At 35.2% G+C, this 26001-nt stretch carries 10 protein-coding genes; 6 read left to right on the top strand and 4 right to left on the bottom strand.

Going from position 1 to position 26001, the window contains the following annotated elements; translation table 11 throughout:
- Positions 1 to 469 precede the first annotated feature (469 nt).
- A complete protein-coding gene (locus ACLLO5_RS25515; RefSeq protein ID WP_413173269.1) occupies positions 470 to 1012 on the top strand; it encodes a hypothetical protein in 543 nt (180 codons plus the stop codon).
- Positions 1013 to 1076: 64 nt separating this feature from the next.
- Here ACLLO5_RS25515 and ACLLO5_RS25510 read toward each other — a convergent pair whose 3' ends face one another.
- The 4 genes from ACLLO5_RS25510 to ACLLO5_RS25495 form a co-directional block, all read right to left on the bottom strand.
- Positions 1077 to 2369 (bottom strand): MFS transporter, encoded by a 1293-nt coding sequence (locus tag ACLLO5_RS25510; RefSeq protein ID WP_413173268.1) that lies wholly within the window; start codon positions 2367 to 2369, stop codon positions 1077 to 1079.
- 20 nt (positions 2370 to 2389) lie between these two features.
- A complete protein-coding gene (locus ACLLO5_RS25505) occupies positions 2390 to 3370 on the bottom strand; it encodes an iron-siderophore ABC transporter substrate-binding protein (RefSeq protein ID WP_413173267.1) in 981 nt (326 codons plus the stop codon).
- 23 nt (positions 3371 to 3393) lie between these two features.
- Entirely contained in the window at positions 3394 to 4350 is a 957-nt protein-coding gene (locus ACLLO5_RS25500) for a sucrase ferredoxin (RefSeq protein ID WP_413173266.1), read from the bottom strand.
- 195 nt (positions 4351 to 4545) lie between these two features.
- On the bottom strand, positions 4546 to 7488 hold the full coding sequence (locus ACLLO5_RS25495) for a TonB-dependent siderophore receptor (RefSeq protein ID WP_413173265.1): 2943 nt from the start codon (positions 7486 to 7488) through the stop codon (positions 4546 to 4548).
- 682 nt (positions 7489 to 8170) lie between these two features.
- Between ACLLO5_RS25495 and ACLLO5_RS25490 the strand changes: the two genes are divergently transcribed.
- The 5 genes from ACLLO5_RS25490 (at position 8171) to ACLLO5_RS25470 (ending at position 25960) form a co-directional block, all read left to right on the top strand.
- A complete protein-coding gene (locus ACLLO5_RS25490; RefSeq protein WP_413173264.1) occupies positions 8171 to 11620 on the top strand; it encodes a condensation domain-containing protein in 3450 nt (1149 codons plus the stop codon).
- Positions 11621 to 11703: 83 nt separating this feature from the next.
- Positions 11704 to 12627, top strand: a complete 924-nt coding sequence (locus ACLLO5_RS25485; RefSeq protein ID WP_413173263.1) for a hypothetical protein — start codon at positions 11704 to 11706, stop codon at positions 12625 to 12627.
- 8 nt (positions 12628 to 12635) lie between these two features.
- A complete protein-coding gene (locus ACLLO5_RS25480; protein WP_413173262.1) occupies positions 12636 to 13670 on the top strand; it encodes a TauD/TfdA family dioxygenase in 1035 nt (344 codons plus the stop codon).
- A 119-nt stretch (positions 13671 to 13789) separates the two neighbouring features.
- Positions 13790 to 22606, top strand: coding sequence for an amino acid adenylation domain-containing protein (locus ACLLO5_RS25475; protein WP_413173261.1), 8817 nt, complete (start codon positions 13790 to 13792; stop codon positions 22604 to 22606).
- A gap of 138 nt (positions 22607 to 22744) precedes the next feature.
- Positions 22745 to 25960 (top strand): non-ribosomal peptide synthetase, encoded by a 3216-nt coding sequence (locus ACLLO5_RS25470; RefSeq protein ID WP_413173260.1) that lies wholly within the window; start codon positions 22745 to 22747, stop codon positions 25958 to 25960.
- The last annotated feature ends 41 nt before the right edge of the window (positions 25961 to 26001 follow it).

The raw sequence follows: 26001 nt of genomic DNA, 5'->3' as shown, positions 1-26001 counted from the left end.
TTTTTCAAAACTTAATGTTCCATGAAAGGTGTTGAGGGTGTAGGTTTGAGACGCTACGTAATCTCCAAAGGTATCCCACTCCTCCTCATTATTGCCCAGAATATATTTCAGGCAATTATTTTTTGATGCAGAGTTTACGTATTTATTCTATTGTCAGCAGTTTATTAATCGTATGAAAATAAGTTTATAATAATAAAATACCATAACTTCCATATCCATATATGCTATTTAAAGGCAAGCACAAAAAAAAGTTACCTATTTCTTCGATTTTAAAAATATCTAGTAGCTTATGTGCATTAGGTGGCGGTATTTTATTAGCATCTAAAACCATAATTAGTGGATATGGGTTTATCTTTTTAGCAATTAGTTCTAGTCAATTACTAGTAGCAAGTATTTTACTAAAAGATAAAATTATGATTTTTTATGCTAGTTGCATCTTTATATTTGTTGACTGTTTTGGAGTTTACAGATGGCTATTGAATTAACTACAGGTGCTAAAAATACTACTAGTGTTACTATCGGTAATTATACCAGTCAACACACATTAAAAAATGTTTATCAAACTCTCAAGGGTGATAAACAATCAGATATTCCTTTCATGGTCTGGTTATTAGAAAATCCTCAAAGTTTTCTACCCTTTCCTGGGAAAATAGACCTTTGTAGACATGATTATCTACACATATTACTAGAGCGAGGATTTTCTTTAGAAGATGAATCTTTTATTGTTGGTTTTACAATGGGCAATGACGTAAAAACCAAATCTTGGCATTGCCTAATCTTCAAATTTATATCTAAATATCTTTATTCTCCAAATTATAGATTTACGCAACAACATTTACTCTCATTTGATTTGGGATTTAGATATGGAAGAAAAGTAAAAATTAAAAATATTAATAATTTGAATTTTTCAATTTATGAAAATAAAACAATATCAGAAATCAGAAAGGAGTTAGGCATAGACATAGATAACTTAAATTTAATTAATAAACTTGAGGCATTGTTACATGATTAAAAAGCTAACAAATAGTTTGCGTTAATTACGGCTTTAGCTTTTAATTACCCGAAGGGTTTGATTGTTATTTTTCAACATCATGATCAGGTACAATATATTCCACATTTTTCAGTTTGGGGTAAGCATATCCACCCAAACCAACTAATAACAAACCTAGAGAAGAAATTACATATAAAAGTGCCATTCCCGCACCTTTACCAGTGCCAAATAAACCACTAAATAAGGAAGTAAGGCTACCTCCAGGCATCATTGCAGGTTCAAAAACATGGTCAGCAAGCAAAGCAGAAATCAAGACTGCAATCACTGAAACAATTTGTTGAATGCTAGACTCAACAGCAAAAACTCGTCCTTGTACATCTGGTCTAACTTTACTCAACAAAATAGCTGTTCTAGAACTTGTCAACATTGGAAAATTGAGAGAAGAACAAAACTGTGCTGGTAGCCAAATCATTAACCCTTGTCCGAAACCAAATACTGTTTTGCTAATTCCAGCACCAATCATTCCTAACAAAAAGCCATTTATACGGCGTTTATGACCACCGCAAATACTCAAAAGTATAGCTCCTGTCACTCCACCCAAACCAGCAGCAGACGAGATACTTCCTAACACCGTAGCGTTATTATTGGTACGTGCCAAAATCATTGCAGAAGAAAAAGTTCCACCAATATCATGAATAAAAGTAAATAAAGCCTGAGTTTTGATAATTGCTAATAAACTCGGACGCTCAACCAGATAGCGAAATCCAAAGAATATTTCCTGCAAAAAAATTACCTGATGCTGAAATTGATTGGTAATTTTTCGTTGGGGAATCTTGAGTGTAAAAATAGTAGTAATTGCTATTATAAAAGTAATCAGATCAATAAATAAAATTCCACCAAACCCAATTATATAATAGAGTACACCCGCCAATGCAGGAGCTATAATAATTGAACCGTAATGAATAGCAGAGTTCATACTTGTAGCGCGGGTGTAATGCTGTTTGGGAACTAGCATAGAAATTGATGCTGAATATGCCAGCAATTGAATTTCACTAAAAGCCCCATTTACAGCACCAGTCACATAAAGATGCCAAGTTTCTAATTGGTTATTGAAGTACAGATAACAGATAAAGACAGTAGATATAGCTGCTACTGAATCTCCAATTATCATTAATATTTTTCGATTTATACGGTCTATAAATATTCCCGAAACCAATGTGATTAAAATACTAGGAATCTGCGTCAATAAACTGATTATAGCTAATGTAGTTACTTGATTTGTTAATTCCCAAGCCCAGAGTTCAATAGCAAAAGAGGTCATCGAACTACCCATGCTTGATATAAACTGACCCAACCAGATGATAAAAAAAGTACGCATTATTAATTATGTTATCTATCTTAAGTAAGAAATCTCAATAAATCATCCATGATGGCATTAGCTGATAAAATACTACCAAATATCCAGTAGCTAGAATCAACACTATAAATTCGTTGATTTTTGACTACATTTAATGTTTGCCAAAGCTGACTATTTTGATATTGATGAAACAATTCTTTTGCACCCGGATCTACCGCTACAAATAAAATATCTGCATCGAGTAAATCTATTCTTTCTAAACTGAGGATAATTAAATTATCATTAGGAGATTTGACTAAATTCATTTGATGAACTGGCATGGAAATTCCTAACTCTGCCAAAATACTGCCAGGAAAAGAATATTGAGAACGAAATTCAGGTAGTTGTACCTGCCCGTGAAATCTACTCACAGAAACTTTGATTTTCTTAACTTTATCACCCAACAAAAACCGGAGATTTGTTAATTTTTCTTGATATTGAGTTAATAATTCTTTGACAATATCACCTTTACCTAATATATCCCCCATTTGTTGTAAAGAATCTTTCCATCTACTTTGAGAATATTTCAATTGTACTGTAGGGGCAATTTGCGAAAATAATTTATAAGTTTCTGGCGTGATACCATATAAACTAACAATCAAATCTGGCTGTAAATTGATAATCTTTTCAATGTTTAACTGACTCTCCTTACCTATATAAGTCATACCCTCTATTTTACTACCCAAAAAATTAGCTTTATCAGCTACAAAATCCGCTTCTGGGGTAGCTATTGGTTTGATTCCTAATGCTAAGACAACTTCTAAAGCTAATTGTTCAGTGACTATTACCCGTTTTGGCTGAATTGGAATACAACTTTCACCTAATTCATGTTTAACTAATCGACATTCTGCCGCTAATGCTGATGGCTTTGCTTTTATTTCTCTAGCTTTTTGATAAAAACCCTGATGGCAAGCAGTAATTATCAACAAAGAGATAACAGTCAAAATACATAGCCTTAGATAAGCAAAATGTCGTTTTTTCATTGAATATAATTTTGAAACATTAACTAAGCATTAACGTAGGTTAGTAAATTCTGCACGTAATATTGAGGAATTATTTCTGCTTCTCCACCGCTGCAATCCTTCAGATATAATGTTTTATTATCATCTACCAAAACATCTGCTTGCACGGTGTCAAAACTTCCATCTGGTTTGATAAAACTTAACTCTATACGGTTGAATTTACCATCATCACTTTGAGTAATTATTTGATGCGTAACTTTAAAATTAAACCATTGCCAACCATACATCAAAATCATTTCTCTTTCTAAAACCTGTGCTTCTGTTGGTAATATTGCCCACCCCCGATAAACACGCTTGATAAAATCAAGATTACCTGTGCATGTCAAAAGAGCAGTGAATGATTCAGGATCTAATCTTGCATAGTATCTAGCATCAGGAAAATCTAGAGCAGTCGGGGCAAAACGATGACCACCAAAATGTGTAGTTTGCCAAATTCTGACATTATTTAGACCTAAATTATTAACAATAGTTTTTGCTTGATGATAAAAAGGATTGCCAAATTTAGCACAGCATTTATCCTGGCTACCATGAGTACAGATAAAAATATCTCTGGTGGTAGATTCTAGACTATAAACTTCTAAATTTTTATCAACTAAGCATTTTCTGACAGCAGGTGCTACCAGATTAATGTCAGATACGGCAAATTCATACTTACTATAACCTTGAGCAAAACCAGTTGGTTTATTAAAAATGAAAACTCGCGTTACATCCGGTTTTTTAAGTTCTTCATTATAAAATAATAAGAACTCTACAGTTATTCCAGATTTATTAAAATCCTCAACTAAATTTCTTAAATTTTCGGGAATTGGCTTAGAATTGAAAGCCTGTTTTGTCCAAGGTGTTGGACATTCAATCATGACAAAAAAATCAAAATTGTAAGCATTAGCAATTGGGTCTTCTCCAACATAACGAGATTCTAGCGCACAAAAGGAATTGAGCATAATGAAATAACTGAGTAAAGGTCAATGAAAATTTCCAGTGTAATCCTAATTTTCAGGATTAACATCTGTGATTTTCAACCATCTTATTTTCATCATCAAGAGAAATTAGTTATTTATGAACTAATATGTGAAGTTTTAAAGGCGGGGTTTTCCCGCCCATTGGGGTTGAATATTTAACCCTATCTACAGCACAAATTAAAACTCAAAAGAAACCGTTCCCAACACTGTTAATGGTGCTGCCGGAACAATATAGAACCCTTGAGACTCGTAATATTTAGTATCTAGTAGGTTCTTAAAGTTAATGGCGGCACGCCAATTATTCCGCTTATAGAAAATACTAGCATCTGTTCTGACAAAGGAAGGAAGTTTGAGATTATTTGGTAAAGTAGCCTCTCTTTCTCCAGCATAAACAAATCCAAGTCCTAACCCGAAACCCTGCAAGTTACCTTTTTGAAATTCGTAAGTAGTCCATAAACTTGCACTATTGTAAGGTACACCAACTAACCCATTATTGAGTAATGATAAGTCATTATCTTGGCTAATGTAGGCATCTATGTAAGCATAAGTACCAATGACTTTCCAACCGGGAAGAATTTCACCAACAACATCTAATTCAATACCCCGACTTTTTTGTTCACCTGTTTGGATGCTAAAGTTATCATCAACAGGATCTGGAGTTAAAACATTTTTCTTGGTGATATCAAAATAAGCTAAAGTTGCTGACAGACGTTTATTAAAAAATTCCTGCTTAATTCCTATTTCAAATTGTTCTGCCGTTTCTGGTTTAAAAGGTTCATTATTTCGATTTTTGCTAAATATTTGCGGGTTGAAGGAATTAGTCCAACTAGCATAAATTGATGTGGAATCAGTAGGTTGATAAACTAATCCTACTCTTGGAGAAAACTTGGAGTCTGAATTTTCATTATAGACTGTACCCGTTTCTACATTTCGATAAAAAGAATCAACACTGTCAAAACGACCACCTGCAAGTAATTTGATTTGTGGTGTTAGTTCCATTAAATTCTGGAAATAAATGGCAATATTATCTCCACCATACTCATCATTAAATCTGCTAAGATCCGTAGGTGCTGGTGCGCCGTAAACAGGATTGAAAATATCTAAATCGCCAATGCTGCCACTATAAAAATCGTAAGCTATTTTTTGGCGGGATAGCTCCACTCCGATCAGTGCATTATGGACAATTGAACCAGTTTTAAATTTGCCACTAATTTCATTTTGAAATGACAAATTATTTGTTTCGTCATAAACATTGCGATAATTCCGTGATACTGTCCGTCCATCAGTGTTGATATCGCCTGGTTGCACTCCTCTGGTGTTACCACTAACGTTAATGACATTGAAGACTTGACGGAATTTCCAGTTATTGTTATGTCCAAATTCACTTTCTAGTGTATAGGTGAAATTATTAGATTTCATTTCACCTCGATTGAGATTCGGTTCACCTAAAAAGCGGTTGATAGGCAGGTCAAAAACTACTTTATTATTGGAAGGAAAACCCCGATCAAAAGTGTAGTCATATTTTTGGTATTCATAGGCAAAGGTAATATTGGTTCTTTCTCCCGCTTTGACGGTAATGATTGGGGCAAAAAAGGTACTTTCATTTTCTCCGAAATCACGAAAACTGTTCGCATTTTCGTAAGCTACATTTAACCGATAAAGTGCGGCGCGATTTTCTAATAAAGGGCCTGAAAAATCAATTGATGTCCGGTAAAAGTCGTTACTGCCAATAGTACCGTTAAGTTGATAAAAAGGATCTTCAAGTGGCTTTTTGGTAATAGTATTGACTACACCACCGGGATTGGAGGCGCTACCATAAAGAACAGATGCTGGCCCTTTAAGAAATTCTACACGCTCAATATTAGCGACATCACGAGGACTCAAAAAACCAGCATCTTTTACGCCATCACGAAGGGTTTCAAACTCTGTAGCAAAACCGCGAATAAAGTAACCTTGAGATGCAAGTCCACCATAGGTTTCTTGAGGACGCACACCACTAACGTTATCTGCTAGTTCGTTGAGTTTAACTACTTGTCTGTCTTGAATGAGTTCTTTGGGTATGACTTGTACAGATGCAGGAATATCACGTAATGGTGCAGCAATTTTTGCAGCAGTTGTGGCTTCGGGGATTAAGTAACCGCTATTTTTTTCGCCTGTAACTATTAGTTCTATGGGTGTTTCTGTGGCTGTTGGTTGTTCTGGTTGAGTTGAATTTTCTGATTGGGGTGCTGGTGTGGGTTGTGTTTCTGGTTGAGGGGTAGATGTTGTGGAAGTAACGCCAAAAATTAAACCTTCATCACTATCAAATAGTTCTACTTTGGGTGTATTATCTGTTCCCGTAAAGATAATTCTAATAGTGTTGCTATTAAAGTTACTAACTGTGATATCACTAACTCCTGCACTGGGTTGTTTTTGGCTAACTGTGTCACCATTGGGTAGACTAAGTTGGGCTGAGGGAATGTCAACAATAAATTTGTTGCCCTCTGTTTGGGAAGATATTTGCAGTTTGTCGCCTTCTGGAGTGGCTAAAATTATTTCTAAGCCGTTAGCAGTGGTGTTAAATTTAACTCCTGTAATTTGGATTAATGTTTGACTTTGCTGTGGTGGAGTTGTAGTAGATGCGATCGCTGCAAATTCAAAAATTAAGCCTTCATCACCATCAAATAATTCTGCGGTTGGTACACCTTTTTCACCTGTAACTGTTAGTCTGACGGTATTAGCGTTGGTTTGGGTGACGCTGACATTGCTTATGCCTGTCACTGGATTTTTTTGGTTAAAACTGTTTTGTTTACTTAGTGATAAAACTGTATTGGGTATCTCTACTATGAAATCGCTGCCTTGGCTTTTATTGACTGGCTTGAGTGCTTCTATATCAGGACTTTCTAAAATTACCTCAATACCTTTATCAGTAGTATTAACTTTAACACCTGTAATTTTAGTGACTGATGTATTGCGGTTTTGTGCTAGTAATTGTGCTGCGCTGGTTGAATAATTTTCTTTGTCTTCAACGCTAAAAATTTCTTGTGTTTGCTTTTGGGCATAAGCTGGTTGTACTAAGGTGCTAATAACAGCTAGTGCTAATCCCGCTGAACGTATCTCATTCATGAACTCAGATTTCATTCCCGTTACTCCTTCCCCTACACCTGTAAACAGAGTCTTCCTAAGTGTTGTAGTTGCGTACTAGTCTCTACATCCAGTAGAAACTTTCACCCCCTAAAACTGTGACGCAATATTTTCTTAATAGTGACTTATCTTTTATATACAAGATTTCTCACTAGTTAAATGCAAGTATTTACACATATAGCCATCACTATTAAGAACTATTATCATAAAGGCTTTTGGAAAGCAAGCATTTTTGCAAACTTAGTATAAATGTACTTATTTAAAGAGAGGTAATGGAATATCTGGGCTAAAAACCTTATTCTACAAGAGATTTGAGTATTAACCAAGAATGAATATCTGTTACTTTTAAGTAAAAATTCTGTAGATAAGAGTTGGTGATCTGCCTAAAGCAGTAATTTAGGAGGGTGTAAAAAACTTATACGTGACCAAAATGGTGATAAAACTTATTGATTAGTTTTTGGTTGTAATTTTTAACTAATTGCTATAAGGTAATATCAATAATTGAAAATTATTAGCAATAGATATTTGCTGACTGGAAGCAACAGATTCATCTAGACGCGAATGAAACGCTGCTAATACCCGCAAACTAACCAATTAGCACTAGGGTGATAACGCTTTGTTAAGGTTTTTACCTGGCTTCAATTCCATTTTTTGTTTCCATCAAGGCTGTGAAAGTACAATGACTAAATCTGTCAATAATTTTTCTACGGTTGTAGATTTACTGCGATATAGGTGTTTAGAACAACTAAATACAGAGGCTTTTACTTTTCTGCAAGATGGAGAAGCACAAGCACAATCCCTGACTTATGAAGAATTAGATCGTCAAAGTAGAGCGATCGCTTGTCAGTTACAAGTATTAAATTTAACTGGACAGCGGGCATTACTGTTGTACCCATCAGGCTTAGATTATCTAGCAGCGTTTTTTGGGTGTTTGTATGCAGGTGTGGTAGCTGTTCCCGCCTATCCACCGCGCAACCATCGCAACACACCGAGAATACTATCAATTATCAAAGATGCTCAAGCGACAATTGTCTTGACTACAACCACGATTTTACAGCAAATAAAATCTTTATTAGTTGCCAAAGCAGACATAAATATGCGTTGGTTAACGACCGATGATATACAACCTGATATAGCCGTTGACTGGCGCAAACCGCCCATTAATTCAGACACTCTGGCATTTCTGCAATATACCTCTGGTTCCACAGGTACACCCAAAGGTGTAATGTTGACACATGGCAATTTAATCCATAATGCAACCATGACTTATGTCTGCATGGAACATTCGCGCCAAAGCAAGTTTATAACTTGGTTGCCAATGTATCATGATATGGGATTAATTGGTGGGGTATTGCAACCTTTATATGGTGGCTTTCCTTGTATCATGATGTCACCGACATCCTTTTTGCAAAACCCTTATCGCTGGTTAGCAGCCATTTCTAACTATCAGGGAACTACTAGCGGTGCGCCTAACTTTGCCTATCATTTATGTGTACAAAAAATTACTCCTGAACAACGACACACTTTAGATTTGAGTAGTTGGGATATAGCATTTAATGGTGCAGAACCTGTCCGCCAAGAAACCTTAGAACTGTTTAGTAGAACCTTTGCAGATTGTGGTTTTCGTTCCCAAGCTTTTTACCCTTGTTATGGCATGGCAGAAGCAACATTAATGGTTTCAGGAACTGTAAAATCAGATTTACCTGTAACTCTTACCGTAGATAAAACAGCATTAGAACAACACAAAATTATTTCTACGAATTCAAATAAAAATATTGTTAATTTAGTAGGTTATAACCTGTCCATACCAGGGCAGAAAATTATTATTGCTGATTCTGAAAATTGCACTCCTTGTCCTGAAAATGTAGTAGGAGAAATATGGGTATCTAGTCCCAGCATTGGCAAAGGTTATTGGCAACGTCCAGAAGAAACTAAAGCAACATTCCAAGCTCAACTCAAAGATGGAAGTGAAGGGACTTTCTTAAGAACAGGTGATTTAGGATTCTTCCATCATGGACAACTATTTATTACAGGCAGAAGCAAAGATTTAATTATTATTCGTGGACGTAACCTTTACCCCCAAGATATTGAATTAACAACAGAAAATAGCCATTCAGCTTTACGTCGTAATGGTGGGGCTGCCTTTGCCATTGAAATAGAAAATGAAGAAAAATTAGTCATAGTTCAAGAATTAGAATTTCGGGCTAAACCCAATTTTGCAGAAGTTGTTGCCGCTATTCGTCAAGCTGTTTCCCAGCAATTTGAAATTCAAGTTCATGCAGTCATTTTAATTAAAAGCGGGACAATTCCTAAAACTTCCAGTGGTAAAATACAACGTCGTGCCACTAAAGCCGAATTTTTAGCTGGTAATCTCCAAATTATTCACAGTAGTATTTTAAATCAAGGTTTAAATCAAGTTTTAAATTTTGCTGATTTAGGAGAAGTCACAGATCAAAATATTGAATCTTACTTACAACAAATAGTTGCTCAGGTACTATCAATTCCCTTAAATGAAATGAACTTACAACAACCTTTAAGTAATTTAGGGATTGATTCATTACAAGCATTCGATTTGAAAAATCGGATTCAGAAAGATTTAGGAGTAGCAATTTCAGCCGTAGATTTATTTGAAACAAGTATTAGTCAAATTGGCAAACAAATTTTATCAACAAATCAAACTCCAATTCAAACAATTCAACTTGCTCCTAGAAATACCGAGTTACCTTTGTGTTTAGCTCAAGAACGTTTATGGTTTCTTGATCAGTTAGAACCAGGTAATCCATTTTATAATGTAGCTATTGCTATTAGATTAACTGGTAAACTGGATGAGGGAATTTTAGAAACCAGTTTGAATGAAATTATCAAACGTCATGAAAGTTTACGGACGACATTTGTCCCTGTAGATGGGAAACCAGTTCAAGTGATTCATGAGATTTTAGAAGTAAAATTATCACATCTTGATTTAACAACACAGGAAAGTGAGAATTGTGATCTTCAAAATTTAATTTTACAAGAAACTCAAAAGCCTTTTAATCTAGCCGAACTTCCCTTATTAAGGGGTAAATTACTCAAATTAAAACCAGATGAACATTTACTGATAATTAGCCTACATCATATCATCGCTGATGGTTGGTCAATTGGGTTACTTGTCCAAGAACTAGCAGATATTTATGCAGCATTTACTGTTAATAAACCTGCAATTTTACCAGAACTCAGCATTCAATATGCAGATTATGCTTATTGGCAAAGAAATTATTATCAAGGTGATATCATTAATAAGCAGCTAAATTACTGGAAGCAACAACTTAGTAATAGCGTACCTTTACTCAATCTGCCCACAGATAAACCTAGACCAACAATACAAAGTTTTACAGGTAAAAAGGAATTTTTTACCATTTCAGCCGAAATAAAAGCAGGTGTGAAAAAATTAAATCGACAAGAGGGTGTAACTTTATTTATGACTCTTTTGGCTGTATTTAAAACCTTGCTTTACTGCTATTCTCAACAAGAGGATATTTTAGTTGGTTCGCCTGTTGTGGGTAGGAACTGGAGAGAAACAGAAAACTTAATTGGCTTTTTTATCAATACTTTAGTTTTTCGCAGTAACTTTGGTGGCAACCCTAGTTTTCGAGACTTACTCAAACAGGTACGTGCTATTGCTTTAGATGCTTATGCCCATCAAGATTTACCTTTTGAAAAATTGGTAGAGGAGTTAAAGCCAGAACGTAACTTGAGTTATAATCCCTTATTTCAAGTGATGTTTATTTTGCAAAATGCTTCCATACCAACAGTTGAAACTTCAGAATTAACTTGGCAACCAGAAGAAGTAGATGTTGGTACTTCTAAATTTGATTTGAAATTTAGTATTTGGGAAAGTACAGAAGGGTTTCAAGGTTCAATGGAGTATAAAACAGACTTGTTTAATAGTGCAACTATTGCCAGCATGAACAATGATTTTTCAACTTTACTATATGCTGTTGTTGAACAACCAAATATTAAAGTAGATCAGTTAGCCCAACTAATTGCCTTAAATAATCAGCACCAACAGCAAATACAAGCAAAGGAACTTGAATTAACTTCATTACAAAAGCTGAAATTAAGCAAACGTAAAGCTATAAGCAGTAATTAAAGAAGTTGTTTTGCTTGATTTTAGATAGCCGTAATTTACTGTAACATCAGTTTTTTATCTTGATCTTCCATAGGAGTTACATAATGGAATTATTAAAAGAATACAAAATAGTATGGCAAAAATGGCAGAAACAATTAATGGTGTTTCTCAACCCTAATGATTTAACTAAAGTATCAACACTTTATGCCCATGATAGATGGCCTAAACTGCGGTTTGCTCATCGCTACCAAAGCCATTTCGCTCCCTTAAAGCACAAAAAACTCAAAATTTTGGCTATTGGTATTGGCGGTTATGAAGACCATAGCTTCGGTGGAGAAGCTTTAAAAACCTGGAAAAAATATTTTCCTAACAGTATGGTTTATGGTCTTGATATTGTAGATAAAAGATATTTAGAAGAAGATAGGATTAAAATATTTCATGGCGACCAAAATGATAAGGATTTCATCAAAAAAGTCTTAGATCAAACTGGTGAACTCGATATTATTATTGAAGATGGCAGTGCTGCTAACGAACATCATATAAATGCCTTCCATACTTTTTTTCCTGTTTTGAAAGATGGCGGTATTTATGCATCAGAAAATATCCACCACTCTTATTGGCCTAGTCTGACAGGTGAAAGATGGAAAGAGTTTGCTGAGGACAGCATTTTTTTACAAAATGCCATTAATGTTGGGGGAAGCCTAGATTTAAATGATCCAAAAACCGTCATGAATATGTTTAAAAGAATGGTAGATGGACTCAATTATGAAGAGTTTTTGAATCCAGGTTATATCCCCAACTACTTTGACAAAAATATTGTTTCTACGCACTTTTACCATAATTTAGTAATTGTGTATAAAGGACAAAATAATGAAGGCAGCAATTTCATTGACAATAATACGTTGTCTCCAGAAATTTTAGAACTATTTGGTGTTACAAGTATTGATGAGCTAGGTCTAAATTTTCCTAAAAACAATATTGTTAATTCTGAATATCAGCCACTTGAATTGTTGCAAAAATCCAATTAATTTTGATTATGATAATTCCCCAGTCACCAAAACTCACCCTTAACCAGTTACGGTCTGTTAAACGACAAGGTGTAAATATTTCTCAGGCAGAATTAATTAAAGCAACACCTTTACTGACAGACAGTTTTTTACCTTTGTTGATTCAACCGGCAGTAGATGGGATAAATTTAATTTCTTGGGCAACAAGTAATCGAGAATTAATTGAAAGTTATTTACTCAAGCATGGAGGTATCCTATTTCGTAACTTTCAACTTTTAGACTTGGTTGAGTTTGAGAAATTGATTCAGACAGTTTCGGGAAAACTGTTAGAATATGTCGATCGCTCTTCTCCTCGTAGTGCAGTTCAAGGTAAAATCTACACATCTACTGACTATCCTGCTGACCAAAGTATCTTTCTACACAGTGAAAACTCCTACGCTGCCAGTTGGCCTTTAAAAATTTTCTTTCATTGTGTCACACCAGCACAGCAAGGTGGAGAAACTCCCATCGCTGATACACGGAGATTATTACAACAGATTAACCCAAAAATGCGCGATCGCTTCATTGAAAAAGGTGTGATGTACGTGCGTAACTTTGGTGATGGTTTTGGGCTATCTTGGCAAACAGTGTTTCAAACTACCAACCCATCCGAAGTTGAAGAATTTTGCTATCAAAATGGCATTGAATTCGAGTGGAAACAGGGAAATCGTTTGCGAACTCGTTCTCGTAGACAAGCGGTTGCTATACACCCAAAAACCGGCGAACCTGTTTGGTTTAATCACGCTGCTTTTTTTCATATCTCAACTTTAGCAGCAGATATTCGTAATGCTTTGTTAGCAGAATTTGCAGAAGCAGACTTACCACATAACACTTATTACGGTGATGGTTCACCCATTGAAAGCGGAGTTTTAGAAGCCATTCGCGCTGTCTATAAACAAGAAACTGTAATTTTTTCTTGGCAAGCTGGAGATATTTTAATGTTGGATAATATGCTTACCGCACACGGAAGAATGCCATTTGTAGGGACAAGAAAAGTAGTAGTTGGTATGTCTGAAAAATTATAAATACCCAGGAAGTATAGATTAAGATTAACAACAACAATAGGACAAAAATTTCAAAAAAATATCTTCTATAGGGCATTTAGGATTTATCGCGAGTTATTGGAAAGTAGGGAGAATTAGTAATGCTGGGAGAAATTCAAGGTTTTCGTCTTTCACCTCAACAAAAAAATCTCTGGACATGGCAAGAATTTGATCAGAATGCCTATTGTTCACAATGCACTATTTTGATTGAGGGCAACTTAAAAGTTGATACTTTGAAGGAAGCATTAGCACAAGTTGTTAACCGCCATGAAATCCTCCGAACTAATTTTTATTGTTTATCAGGAATGTCAATTCCGTTACAAATAATTACCGACAACAATATTATTTGGGGCGAAACTTACGATTTTAGTAGTTATAACCAACAACAAACAGAATTATTATCCAACTTATTTAATCAATTTCGTGAACAGCCATTTGACTTACAACAAGATTGTATGTTGCGTGTCTCTTTGGTTCATCTATCTACAGACAAGAATATTTTAATTATTGCCTTATCAGCCCTTTGTGCAGATGCTGTAACCCTAAAAATATTAGTGAGAGAAATTAGCCAATCTTATATAGCTTGCCTTCACAACCAAGAAATAGATCATGAACCACTACAATATGCAGATTTAGCTGAATGGCAAAATGAATTATTAGAAAGTGAAGACACAGAAGCAGGTCGAGACTATTGGCATAAACAAAATATAGCTAACTTGGCATCCTTAAAGTTACCTTGGGAACAACAAGCTATAGCAAAATCACCATTTCAACCACAAATACAATCTATAACTATTTCTGCCGAACTGCTGACACAGATAGAAACACTTGTTCAGCGATATAATGCTTCTGTCTCTGAATTTTTATTAACTTGCTGGCAAATTTTATTATGGCGTATTACCCAAGAGCAAAACCTAATTATAGGCATTGCTTGTGATGGACGTAAATATGAAGAATTAGAAGATGCCATAGGTTTATTTGTTAAATATTTACCGATTAAGCCTGAGATAAAATTAGACAATAATTTTTTGGAAGTCTTAAACAAGACCCAGAATAATATTCAGGAAATTACTAAATTTTATGATTATTTTACCTGGGATAAAATCTCAAATTTATCCACAGATACATTAAGATTTTTTCCCTTCAGTTTTGAATTTTTAGAAAAATCAACAAAGTATATAAATTCTGATCTCTCTTTTTCAATCATTCAGCATTACTCTTGTACTGAAAGATTTAAAATTAAGCTTTCATGTAGTTTGCAAAATCAAGAATTAAAATTGGAGTTTTATTATGACTCAACTTTATTTAATTCTGCATATATTAAAATTATCGCTAGACAACTACAAAACTTAATATCTAGTGCTGTTACTGATCCAGAAACAACAATTAGTCAGTTAGAAATTCTCAATATTACTGAGCTAAACCAGCTATTGGCAAATAACCACACCCAGCAAGATTACCCTCAAAATTTATTAACTCATCAACTTTTTGAAGCTCAGGTTAAAAAAACACCTGATCAAATTGCTGTGGTTTTTGCAGATGAAAAACTGACATATCAACAACTGAATCAAAAGGCTAATCAATTAGCTCATTACTTGCAAAAGCAGGGAGTAAAATCAGAAATGCTGGTGGGAATATGCCTAGAACGTTCTATTGATATGATAATTAGTATTTTAGGCATTCTCAAAGCTGGTGGGGCATATATTCCTTGTGATCCAGCAATACCAATCAAAGCTTTAGTATCACGCTTAGAAGATATTCAAGCCTCATTTTTGATTAGTAATTTTTGCGTAGTAAATAAATTAGCAGCAGTAATTAATCAAGAACAAATACCAGTTATTTGTTTAGATACTATCTCTGAAAAAATTGCTCATGAAAGTGATGCTAACCTGAGCAGCAACATCAACAGTAATAATCTAGCTTATGTAATCTTTACTTCTGGTTCTACAGGTAAACCTAAAGGTGTAGCAATTGAACATCAACAACTTATTAATTATATCTATGCCATCATTGATAAATTAAACCTACCTAGCAACTCTAGTTACAACTTTGCATTAGTTTCTACATTAGCAGCAGACTTAGGTAATACAGTTATTTACCCTGCCCTGTGTACAGGAGGATGTTTACATATTATTTCCTATGAACACGCAACTGATCCAATTTTATTCACAGAATATTGTCAGAAATATCCTATTGATTGTCTGAAAATTGTTCCTTCTCACCTTAGCTCTCTTTTACTTTCATCTTCACCCCAATTTATCCTACCTGGGCATAGATTAATATTAGGTGGTGAAGCTGCTAATTGGCAGTTAATTGAGCAAATTCGTCATTATGCACCAGATTGTCTAATCTTTAATCATTATGGACCAACAGAAAGTACAGTTGGTGTACTCACTTATTTAATTACAGAGGTAAATTTAACAACTCCAACAGTTCCTCTGGGTAAACCACTGGGTAACACACAAGTTTATGTTCTGGATAATAACTTACAGTTAACTCCTATAGGTATTAAAGGTGAAATATATATTGGTGGTGAAGGGTTAGCCAGATGCTATATGCAGCATCCTGAACTAACTGCTGAAAGATTTATTCCTCATCCCTTTAGTCATAAATCAGGTGCAAGACTATATAAAACAGGTGATTTAGGACGTTATTTACCGGATGGAAATATTGAATTTATTGGACGTGGTGACTACCAAGTAAAAATTCGAGGCTTCAGGGTTGAATTAGCAGAAATTGAAGCTTTATTAACTCAATATGCACAAGTTAGAGATGCGGTAGTTATAGCGCAAGAAAATGAAAATAGGGATAAACAATTAATAGCTTATTTAGTAGCTAAAACTTCAGAAATTATAGATTTAAATCAACTACATAGCTTTTTGCAGGACAACTTACCTAATTATATGTTGCCCTCTCAGTTTGTCATTTTAGAAGCCCTACCCCTGACTACTAATGGTAAAGTTAACCGTCAAGGATTACCCGCACCAGAAGAATTATCACAGTCAAAACAAGGCGCTATTATTGCACCACGTACCCCAGTGGAAGAAGTATTAGCGGCAATATGGATAAAAATTCTCGGTGTTAAACAAGTAGGAATTACAGAAAACTTCTTTGCATTAGGTGGACATTCCCTATTAGCTACACAGGTAATTTCTCAAATTCGAGAAGCATTTAAAGTTGAATTACCTCTACGCAGTTTGTTTGAATTACCAACAATAGGGGAACTAGCACAGCGTATAGAAACAACACTAAAATCAGGACAGAATTTAGCAGTTCTCCCAATAGATAAAGTTATCCAAACAGATAATTTATTATTATCTTTTGCTCAACAAAGACTGTGGTTTTTAGAGCAATTACAACCAGGAACTTCTGCTTATAATCTTTCTAGGAGCATAAGACTAAAAGGAGATTTAAATATTGTTGCATTAGAACAAAGTTTCAATGAAATTATCCGCCGGCATCAAGCTTTGCGTACTTCTTTTGTCAGCATAGATGGTGAACCAAGGCAGGTAATTAGGACAGAAGCAAATATTTATTTATCTGTGATTAATTTACAGCATTTACCGCCAGAACAACGAGAAATAGAAACGAAAGATTGGGCGATAAAACAAGCACAATATGCTTTTAACTTAACTGATCCACCATTATTAAATGTTTTGCTGTTGCAATTAGCAGAACAAGAGTATATGTTGGTGTTTACCATACATCATATTGTGGCTGATGGATGGTCAGCAGGGATAATTATTCAAGAATTAGCTGTTCTTTATGAGTCTTTTTGTACAGGTACAGCTTATGAATTGCCCAGTTTAAGTATTCAATATGCTGATTTTGCAGTTTGGCAAAGAACACAGTTGCAAAAACAAGTCTTTGCTGCTCAGATGGACTATTGGAAACAACAATTAAATGGTAATTTACCAGTATTAGAACTGCCTATAGCTAAACCACGTCCAAAACAGCAAAGTTTTATTGGTAAAAAGCAGATATTTACACTGTCTCTTGGTTTGACTAATGAATTAAAATCGTTGAGTCAAAAACAAGGTGTAACGCTGTTTATGACTTTATTAGCAGCTTTTAAAGTTCTAATTTATCGTTATACTGGACAGGAAGATATTTTAATAGGTTCACCGATTGCTAACCGTAATCGCCAGGAAATTGAGGGTTTAATTGGCTTTTTTGTCAATACTTTGATCATCAGAACTCAACTCAATTATAATCAGAGTTTTACTGAGTTACTAAAACAAGTCAGAGAAGTAACATTAGGAGCATATGCTCATCAAGATTTACCCTTTGAATTATTAGTAGAAGAATTACAACCACAACGTAATCTCAGTCATACGCCACTATTTCAGGTGATGTTTTCGCTACAAAATGCGCCTGGGAATAAGTTGAAGCTGTCAGGGTTAGATTTGGAATATTTGCCGTTAGAAAATAATACGGCTCGATTTGATTTAAGTTTGTCTTTTACTGATAATGCTGACGGTTTAGTTGGAGAATTAGAGTATAACAGTGATTTGTTTACTGTTGATAGCATCAGCCGGATGTTAGGACATTTGGAAATATTGTTAGCAGATATTGTTAGACATTCAGATAAGTCGATATCGGAATTATCTCTACTCACTCCAGCAGAAAAAACACAAATATTCAGCGATTGGAATGATACAGCAGCTAATTATCCTCATATCTGCGTTCATGAATTGTTTAGCACGCAAGTAGCTAAAACACCGAATGCTGTGGCTGTGGTAGCTGATTCGCAACAGTTAACCTACAAACAACTGGATGAGAAAGCAAACCAACTAGCGCATTATTTAAGCAGCTTAGGTGTAAGCAAAGAAGTGTTAGTGGGGATTTGTTGCGATCGCTCTTTTGATATGATAATCGCTCTCCTCGCAACTATCAAGGTAGGTGGTGCATACATCCCACTAGATCCGACATTTCCTCAAGAGCGTTTAGAATTCATGTTAGCAGATTCGCAAGTGTCAGTCTTACTAACTCAGCAACATTTATCACCTCATATTCCCCCCCACAATGCTCCCCAAAAAACTAAAATTATCTATTTAGATAGGGACTGGGAAAACATTGTCTCCCAGGAAATAAACACCCCTCATAGCGACATTGAGCCGGATAATTTGATGTACACCATCTATACTTCTGGTTCTACAGGCCAACCCAAAGGTGTACAAATTACCCACAGCAGCGTGGTAAATTTCCTCACTTCCATGCAGCAGCATTTACATTTAACTACTGAAGATAGTTTACTCTCAGTCACTACCCTATCTTTTGATATTGCGGTTTTAGAAATTTTTCTACCCTTAATAACGGGAGCTAAATTAATATTAGTTAGTCGAGAAATAGCAAAGGACGGTACACAATTATTACAACAACTGAATAATTCTGCTGCAACCATCATGCAAGCCACCCCTGCAACTTGGCGAATGTTATTAGATGCAGGTTGGGAAGGAAATTCACAACTAAAAATTATTTGTGGAGGCGAAACATTACACCAAAACTTAGCTGTTCAATTATTATCAAAATGTTATCAACTTTGGAATTTATACGGACCAACAGAAACAACTATTTGGTCTACAATTCAGCCAATTTATGATAATCAAAAAACCATTTCTATTGGTCGTCCTTTAGCTAACACCCAAATTTATATTTTAGATAAATCTTTACAACCAGTACCTGTAGGCGTTCCTGGAGAACTTTATATTGGTGGTGCAGGGTTAGCGCGGGGTTACTTTAAGCAACCAAAATTAACTCAAGAAAAATTCATTTTTAACCCATTCAATACCAAAACATTACTCTACAAAACTGGTGACTTAGCTCGGTATCTTCCTAATGGCGAAATTGAATGTTTAGGACGCATTGACTATCAAGTAAAAATTCGTGGTTTCCGCATTGAATTAGGAGAAATAGAAACAGTTTTAGAAAGCCATTCAACAGTGCGTCAGTGTGTAGTAATGGCACGGGAAGATGTACCAGGAAACCAGCGTTTAGTTGCTTATTTGGTGGCAGAACCTAACCCCCTAACCCCCTTCCCTACTAGGCAAGGGGGAACATTAAAGCCTCTCTCCTCGCAGGAGAGAGGTTTGGAGAGAGGTTTAAGTGAACTTCGCCAATATTTACGGCAAAAATTACCTGAGTACATGATACCCAGTGCTTTTGTCTGCTTAGAATCTCTACCTTTAACCCCTAATGGTAAAGTAAACCGTCGCGCTTTACCCGCACCAGAAAATACTCAATTGGAAACAGCTAATTTTGTACTTCCTCGTCATCCAGTAGAAGAAGTTTTAGCAGCAATTTGGACTCAAGTTTTAGGTGTTTCTCAAGTTGGTATTTATGACAATTTCTTTGAACTCGGTGGACATTCTTTATTAGCAACTCAAATTATTTCGCGGATTCGGAAAATCTTGTTAGTAGATATATCATTGCAACATTTATTTGCTTTTCCCACCATTGCCGAACTAGCTAAAGAAATTCAACAAATAAATATTGAAAATATTTCGACAATTACACCTGTTTCTCGTGATGAAAATTTACCTTTATCCTTTGCTCAAACTAGGTTATGGTTATTAGAAAAACTCAACCCTGATACTTGTATTTACAATATGCCCGCAGCAGTTAGTTTGGTGGGTGAATTGAATATACAAGCATTAGAGCAAAGCATCAATGAAATTATTCACCGTCATGAAGTTTTACGCACTAAGTTTGTCTTGGTTGATGATCAACCTGTACAGGTAATTGTTGACGATGTACAGTTAAAAATATCTATAATTAACTTAGGAGGATTAACGAAAACCGAACAAGAAACAGCAATTAAATGTTATAGTGTAGATGAATTTCAACTACCTTTTGATTTACAAAAAGCACCGTTGTTAAGATGTAAACTATTACAGCTAGACAACCAAGAATACATCTTATTATTTACCATCCACCATATCGTTTTTGATGGTTGGTCAACGGGTATACTAATTCAAGAATTAGCAGCACTTTATTCTACTTTTAATCAAAATCAAACTTCATCTTTACCAGCATTACCTATTCAATATGTAGACTTTACAGTTTGGCAACGTCAACTGATACAAGGTGAAAGACGGGAAGCTTTACTCTCCTACTGGATGCAGCAATTAGCTAATTTACCCGTACTGCAACTACCTACAACCCGTCCCTGTGCAGAAGTGAAAACTAATCGGGGTGCTAGTCACAAATTCTTGATACCTGCCGAAATATCACAGCAAATACAACAACTATCCCGGCAAGAAAATGTCACTTTATTTATGACCTTGCTGACCAGTTTTAAAATTTTATTACAACGTTACAGCAACCAAGATGATATTGTTGTTGGTACAGATGTTGCTAACCGTAACCAAGCGGAAATTGAACCATTAATTGGCTTCTTCATTAACTTATTAGTTCTTCGCACTGACTTAACTGGAAATCCCACTTTTCTGGACTTATTACAACGAGTTCGCACCCAAACATTAGCAGCTTACGCTCATCAAGATTTACCCTTTGACGAGCTAGTTAGAGAATTACAACCTGAGCGTCATATAAGTAACACAGTTCCATTATTTCAAGTATTATTTGTCCTGCAAAATACACCGAATTCAACCTGGGAATTACCAGGAGTCACTTTAAATTTACTGGAATTAGAAAGCAAAATAGCCAGATTTGATTTAGCCCTATTTCTTACCGAAACTGAACAAGGTATAGAAGGTAAATGGCAATATAACGCGGATTTATTTGCTTCAGATACCATCACTAACTTAACCAAACACTGGCAAACATTAATCAACAGCATTGTTACTCAACCTCAGAGTTGTATCAATACATTAGAAATGCTCACAGAAGTAGAAAAGGCAGAACAATCTATGCAACAACAGGAGCGTAAAGCAGCTAAAAGACAAAAATTTATGACTATTGCTCCCAAAGCGGTTAATCTATCCGTAGAGCAATTAGTTAAAATAGATTATTTGCAAAATGATCAAAAATTTCCCTTAGTAATTCAGCCCAATAGTACAGAAATTGATATCATATCTTGGGCTAATAATAATCGAGAATATCTAGAAACAGAATTATTCCAACATGGAGCGATTTTATTTAGAGGTTTTGATGTAAAATCAGTTTCAGAGTTTGAAAACTTCGCTCAAACAATTTCTCCTAATTTATTTGCTGAATATGGCGACTTACCCCGCACAGGAGAAGGTGGTAAAGTTTATGGTTCTACACCTTACCCAGCAGATAAAGCGATACTGTTTCACAATGAAAGTTCTCATTTACATTCCTTCCCTTTAAAAATTTGGTTTTACTGCGTTCAACCAGCAGAAAAAGGTGGAGAAACGCCAATTGTTGACTGTAGAAAGGCTTATCAATTGCTCAGTCCGCAATTGCGGGAAAAATTAGCTACTAAACAGTTAATGTACGTGAGAAATTTCGCTGAAGGTTTAGATGTGAGTTGGCAAAATTTCTTTCAAACTACAGATCAAAAAGAGATAGAAAATTATTGTTGGTCAGCAAAAATTGAATTTGAATGGTATAATAATAATGGTTTAATTACTCGCCAAATTCGCCCAGCTTTAGCAGTACATCCCAAAACTGGCGAACCTGTATTTTTCAACCAAATTCAATTACACCATATATCCTATTTAGATACAGACGTTCGAGAATCACTGCTATCTATATTTGGAGAATCAAAATTACCTCGAAACGTTTATTTTGGTGACGGTACACCAATTACATCTGAAGAAATTGCCGAAATTAATGCAGTTTATGAGCAAACACAAACTAGCTTTCCTTGGCAGCAAGGCGACATGATCATGCTAGATAATATGTTGGTTGCTCACGCTAGAAACCCTTATTTTGGACAACGTAAAATCGTTGTTGCAATGGCAGAAATGATTAATCAGGTAAGTTATTAGTTAAAAAATTTGATCCCCCCTATCCCACCTTGAAAAGGGGGGAATTAATTAATCAAAGTCCCCCTTTTTAAGGGAGATTTAGGGGGATCAAATTTAGATTAAAAGTCAGACCTTAAAAAATAAGTATTCTTCAAAACTATGCAAACTCAAATAATTAGTGGTTTTCAACTTGCTCCTCAACAAAAAAGACTGTGGAATTTACAACAAAATAGTTCTGCTTTCTGCTCCCAATGTCGTATTTTAATTGACGGTAATCTCCAACCACAGATACTGAAAAATACTGTTCATAAACTTGTCAATGATCATGACATTTTGAGAACAAATTTCTATCGCTTACCTGGAGTGAAAACCCCAGTTATGGTATTTGACGATCAGAGTTCATTTAATTGGAAATATTTCGATTTCAGTGATTTACGTCAGGAATATATTGCTGAGAAAATTCAAGAATTATTTTGGCAAGCAAGACAGGAATATCAAAATATAGCTCAAGATTTACCACTGCGGTTATGTTTAATAAAACAATCGGAAAATCAGCATAGTTTAATTATTTCTTTACCTGCTTTATGTGCAGATAATAGAACTATTAAAAACTTGGTTAATCAAATTAGTCAAGGTTATCATCAGTGCTGTCAAGGTAAAAAACTAACTGGAAATTATGTGCAGTATGTCCAATTTTCTGAATGGCAGAATCAATTATTAGCAGATGAGGATGCAGAAGAGGCACAAGCCTATTGGCAACAACAAAAACTTAACTCTTTATCAGCATTAAAATTACCTCATGAACGACAAAGAAAGCATCATTCATTTGTGACTGAGCGTTATAAGTTAGTTATTAATCAGGAATTATTTGCTCAAGTTAATGCTTTTGCTAAAAAAAATGCAAAAACTCTGGATGTCGTTTTACTAGCTTGTTGGCAAACATTAATTTGGCGAATCACAGGAGAGGCAGAAATTGTCATTGGTACAGCAAGAGATCGCCGTGAATATGAAGAACTTGATGATGTACTTGGTTTGTTGGCAACTTGGCTACCAATTAAAACTAAATTTACCCCCAATTTAAACTTTATAGAAGTATTAGCAGCAGTAGAAAAAACATTAGCAAATGCTACTGAGTGGCAAGATTATTTTGTTCCTGAATCTATAGACGCTGATAGTTTGATAGCTTTCCCTATTGGCTTTGAATTTAATAATATTTCTGTTCACAATTATGATCATACAGAGGTTAGATTCAGCTTAAATGAAATCTACAGTTTCATTGAACCTTTTAAAATTAAACTTTCTTGCATAGAAGACAATCATAGTTTAGTTGGTGAATTTTACTATGATATTAATTACTTCTCGCTAACAACAATTGAAAGACTGGCAAAAAATTTTCAAACTTTATTGATAAATATTATTACTAATCCTAATTTACCTCTCAAGCAACTAGAAATACTTAGCACCACTGAACGCCAACAATTGTTAGTTGATTTTAACCAGACAACAGTTGAGTATTCCCAAAATAAATGTATTCATGAATTATTTGCTGAACAAGTAGAAAAAACACCAAATCAAGTTGCAGTAGTGTTTGAGAATGAAGAAATTACATATAAAGAATTAAACTCTAAAGCCAACCAACTAGCACACTATCTGAAAAAGCAAGGAGTACAGCCAGATTTTGTAGTTGGTTTGTGCGTAGAATGTTCTTTAGAAATGATTGTTGGTTTATTAGGTATTCTCAAAGCAGGTGGAGCATATTTACCACTTGAATCTAATTTACCAACAGAAGCTATAAACTTACGATTACAAGAGGCAAAAACATCATTAGTAATTACTCAGCAATCATTAATTAATCGTTTTGAAAAAGTAAAAGTAATTGCTATTGATACTGATTGGGAAAATATTGTAGGTGAAAGTGATGAAAATCCTCACACAGATGTAACACCTGAAAATCTTGTTTATGTTATCTTCACTTCCGGTTCTACAGGTAAACCAAAAGGAGTGGCCACAGAACACCGACAATTATTCAATTATATCAATACGATAGCTCATCAATTCAACTTACCACAAACTGCCAACTATGCCACCGTTTCTAGTTTAAGTGCAGACTTAGGAAATACAATGATTTTCCCTTCTCTTTGTAGAGGAGGCTGTTTACACATCATTTCCTCAGCGCGGGTAGGAAATGCGTTAGAACTGGCTGAATATTGTCGTCAACATCCCATAGACTGTTTAAAAATAGTCCCTTCTCACCTGACTGCACTCCTGGCTGCAAATCCATCAGCAGCAGCTATTCTTCCCCGTCAACGTTTAATTTTGGGTGGTGAAGCAGCTAGTTGGAAATTAATTTCCCAAATTCAACAACAAGCACCAAGCTGTCAAATATTCAACCATTACGGACCGACAGAAACCACCGTTGGGGTTTTAACTTATGCAGTAGAAAATCAAGCAGATGATTCAATTTCCGAGACAGTTCCTTTAGGTCGTCCCTTAGCCAATAGCCAAGTTTATATCTTAGACGAAGAATTACAACCAGTACCTCTGGGTGTACGAGGTGAACTTTATATTGGTGGTGCAGGATTAAGTCGTGGTTATTTGCACCAACCAGAATTAACAGCACAACGTTTTATTTCCCACTCTTTACTCGGACAAGAATTACGTTTATATAAAACAGGCGATCGCGTCCGTTACTTAGAAAATGGTAATATAAAATACCTGGGCAGAGTTGACAACCAAGTAAAAATTCGGGGATTCCGCATTGAATTAGAAGAAATAGAACTAACTCTGACTCAATATCCAGCCATACAACAAGCTGTGGTTACAGTCCAACAATCGGAAGATAACCAACGCTTGATAGCTTATCTTATTTCCCAGCCCAAAGCAGCAATAAATATTAATGAATTGCGTAGTTTTCTCAAACAAAAACTACCAGATTATATGCTGCCATCAGCCTTTGGTATTCTGAAAAAATTACCCTTAACACCTAACGGTAAAATAGATCGTCAAGCATTACCAGATATTGAAAGTTTGTCTTCAGAATTAGCAGAAAAATATGAACCACCAAAGACAGAAATAGAACAAGCGATCGCTCAACTTTGGCAGCAACTTCTACAAATAGAAAAAGTAGGCATTAATGATAACTTCTTTGACATCGGTGGACATTCATTACTGCTGGTTCAAGTTCACGCCAAACTCCAAGATATGTTTACAGTTGATATTGCCATTACCACTTTATTTGAACATCCAACTATCAATTCTCTAGCTCAATATTTAACTAAAGCTCAACCAGAAACAACGACATTATTAGAAACTCAACAAAGGGCAGCAAATCGCAGAAATGCTCGCCCAAACCGAAAAAATCAAACACAGCTATAAATAATATCTCCTTTACTCTATTCAACTACTTCCAATCCAGC

It is taken from the genome of Anabaena azotica SJ-1 (assembly GCF_047275885.1).
In the GTDB taxonomy this organism is placed as follows: domain Bacteria; phylum Cyanobacteriota; class Cyanobacteriia; order Cyanobacteriales; family Nostocaceae; genus Trichormus_B; species Trichormus_B azotica_A.
The sequence above is the reverse complement of the archived record's forward strand: the minus strand, read 5'-3'. Positions and strand labels throughout refer to the sequence as shown.

Excerpts from the sequence above, each read along its gene's own strand:
- ACLLO5_RS25515 (WP_413173269.1), top strand. The coding sequence starts at position 470 with ATGGCTATTGAATTAACTACAGGTGCTAAAAATACTACTAGTGTTACT.
- ACLLO5_RS25510 (WP_413173268.1), bottom strand. The coding sequence starts at position 2,369 with ATGCGTACTTTTTTTATCATCTGGTTGGGTCAGTTTATATCAAGCATG.
- ACLLO5_RS25505 (WP_413173267.1), bottom strand. The coding sequence starts at position 3,370 with ATGAAAAAACGACATTTTGCTTATCTAAGGCTATGTATTTTGACTGTT.
- ACLLO5_RS25500 (WP_413173266.1), bottom strand. The coding sequence starts at position 4,350 with ATGCTCAATTCCTTTTGTGCGCTAGAATCTCGTTATGTTGGAGAAGAC.
- ACLLO5_RS25495 (WP_413173265.1), bottom strand. The coding sequence starts at position 7,488 with ATGAAATCTGAGTTCATGAATGAGATACGTTCAGCGGGATTAGCACTA.
- ACLLO5_RS25490 (WP_413173264.1), top strand. The coding sequence starts at position 8,171 with ATGACTAAATCTGTCAATAATTTTTCTACGGTTGTAGATTTACTGCGA.
- ACLLO5_RS25485 (WP_413173263.1), top strand. The coding sequence starts at position 11,704 with ATGGAATTATTAAAAGAATACAAAATAGTATGGCAAAAATGGCAGAAA.
- ACLLO5_RS25480 (WP_413173262.1), top strand. The coding sequence starts at position 12,636 with ATGATAATTCCCCAGTCACCAAAACTCACCCTTAACCAGTTACGGTCT.
- ACLLO5_RS25475 (WP_413173261.1), top strand. The coding sequence starts at position 13,790 with ATGCTGGGAGAAATTCAAGGTTTTCGTCTTTCACCTCAACAAAAAAAT.
- ACLLO5_RS25470 (WP_413173260.1), top strand. The coding sequence starts at position 22,745 with ATGCAAACTCAAATAATTAGTGGTTTTCAACTTGCTCCTCAACAAAAA.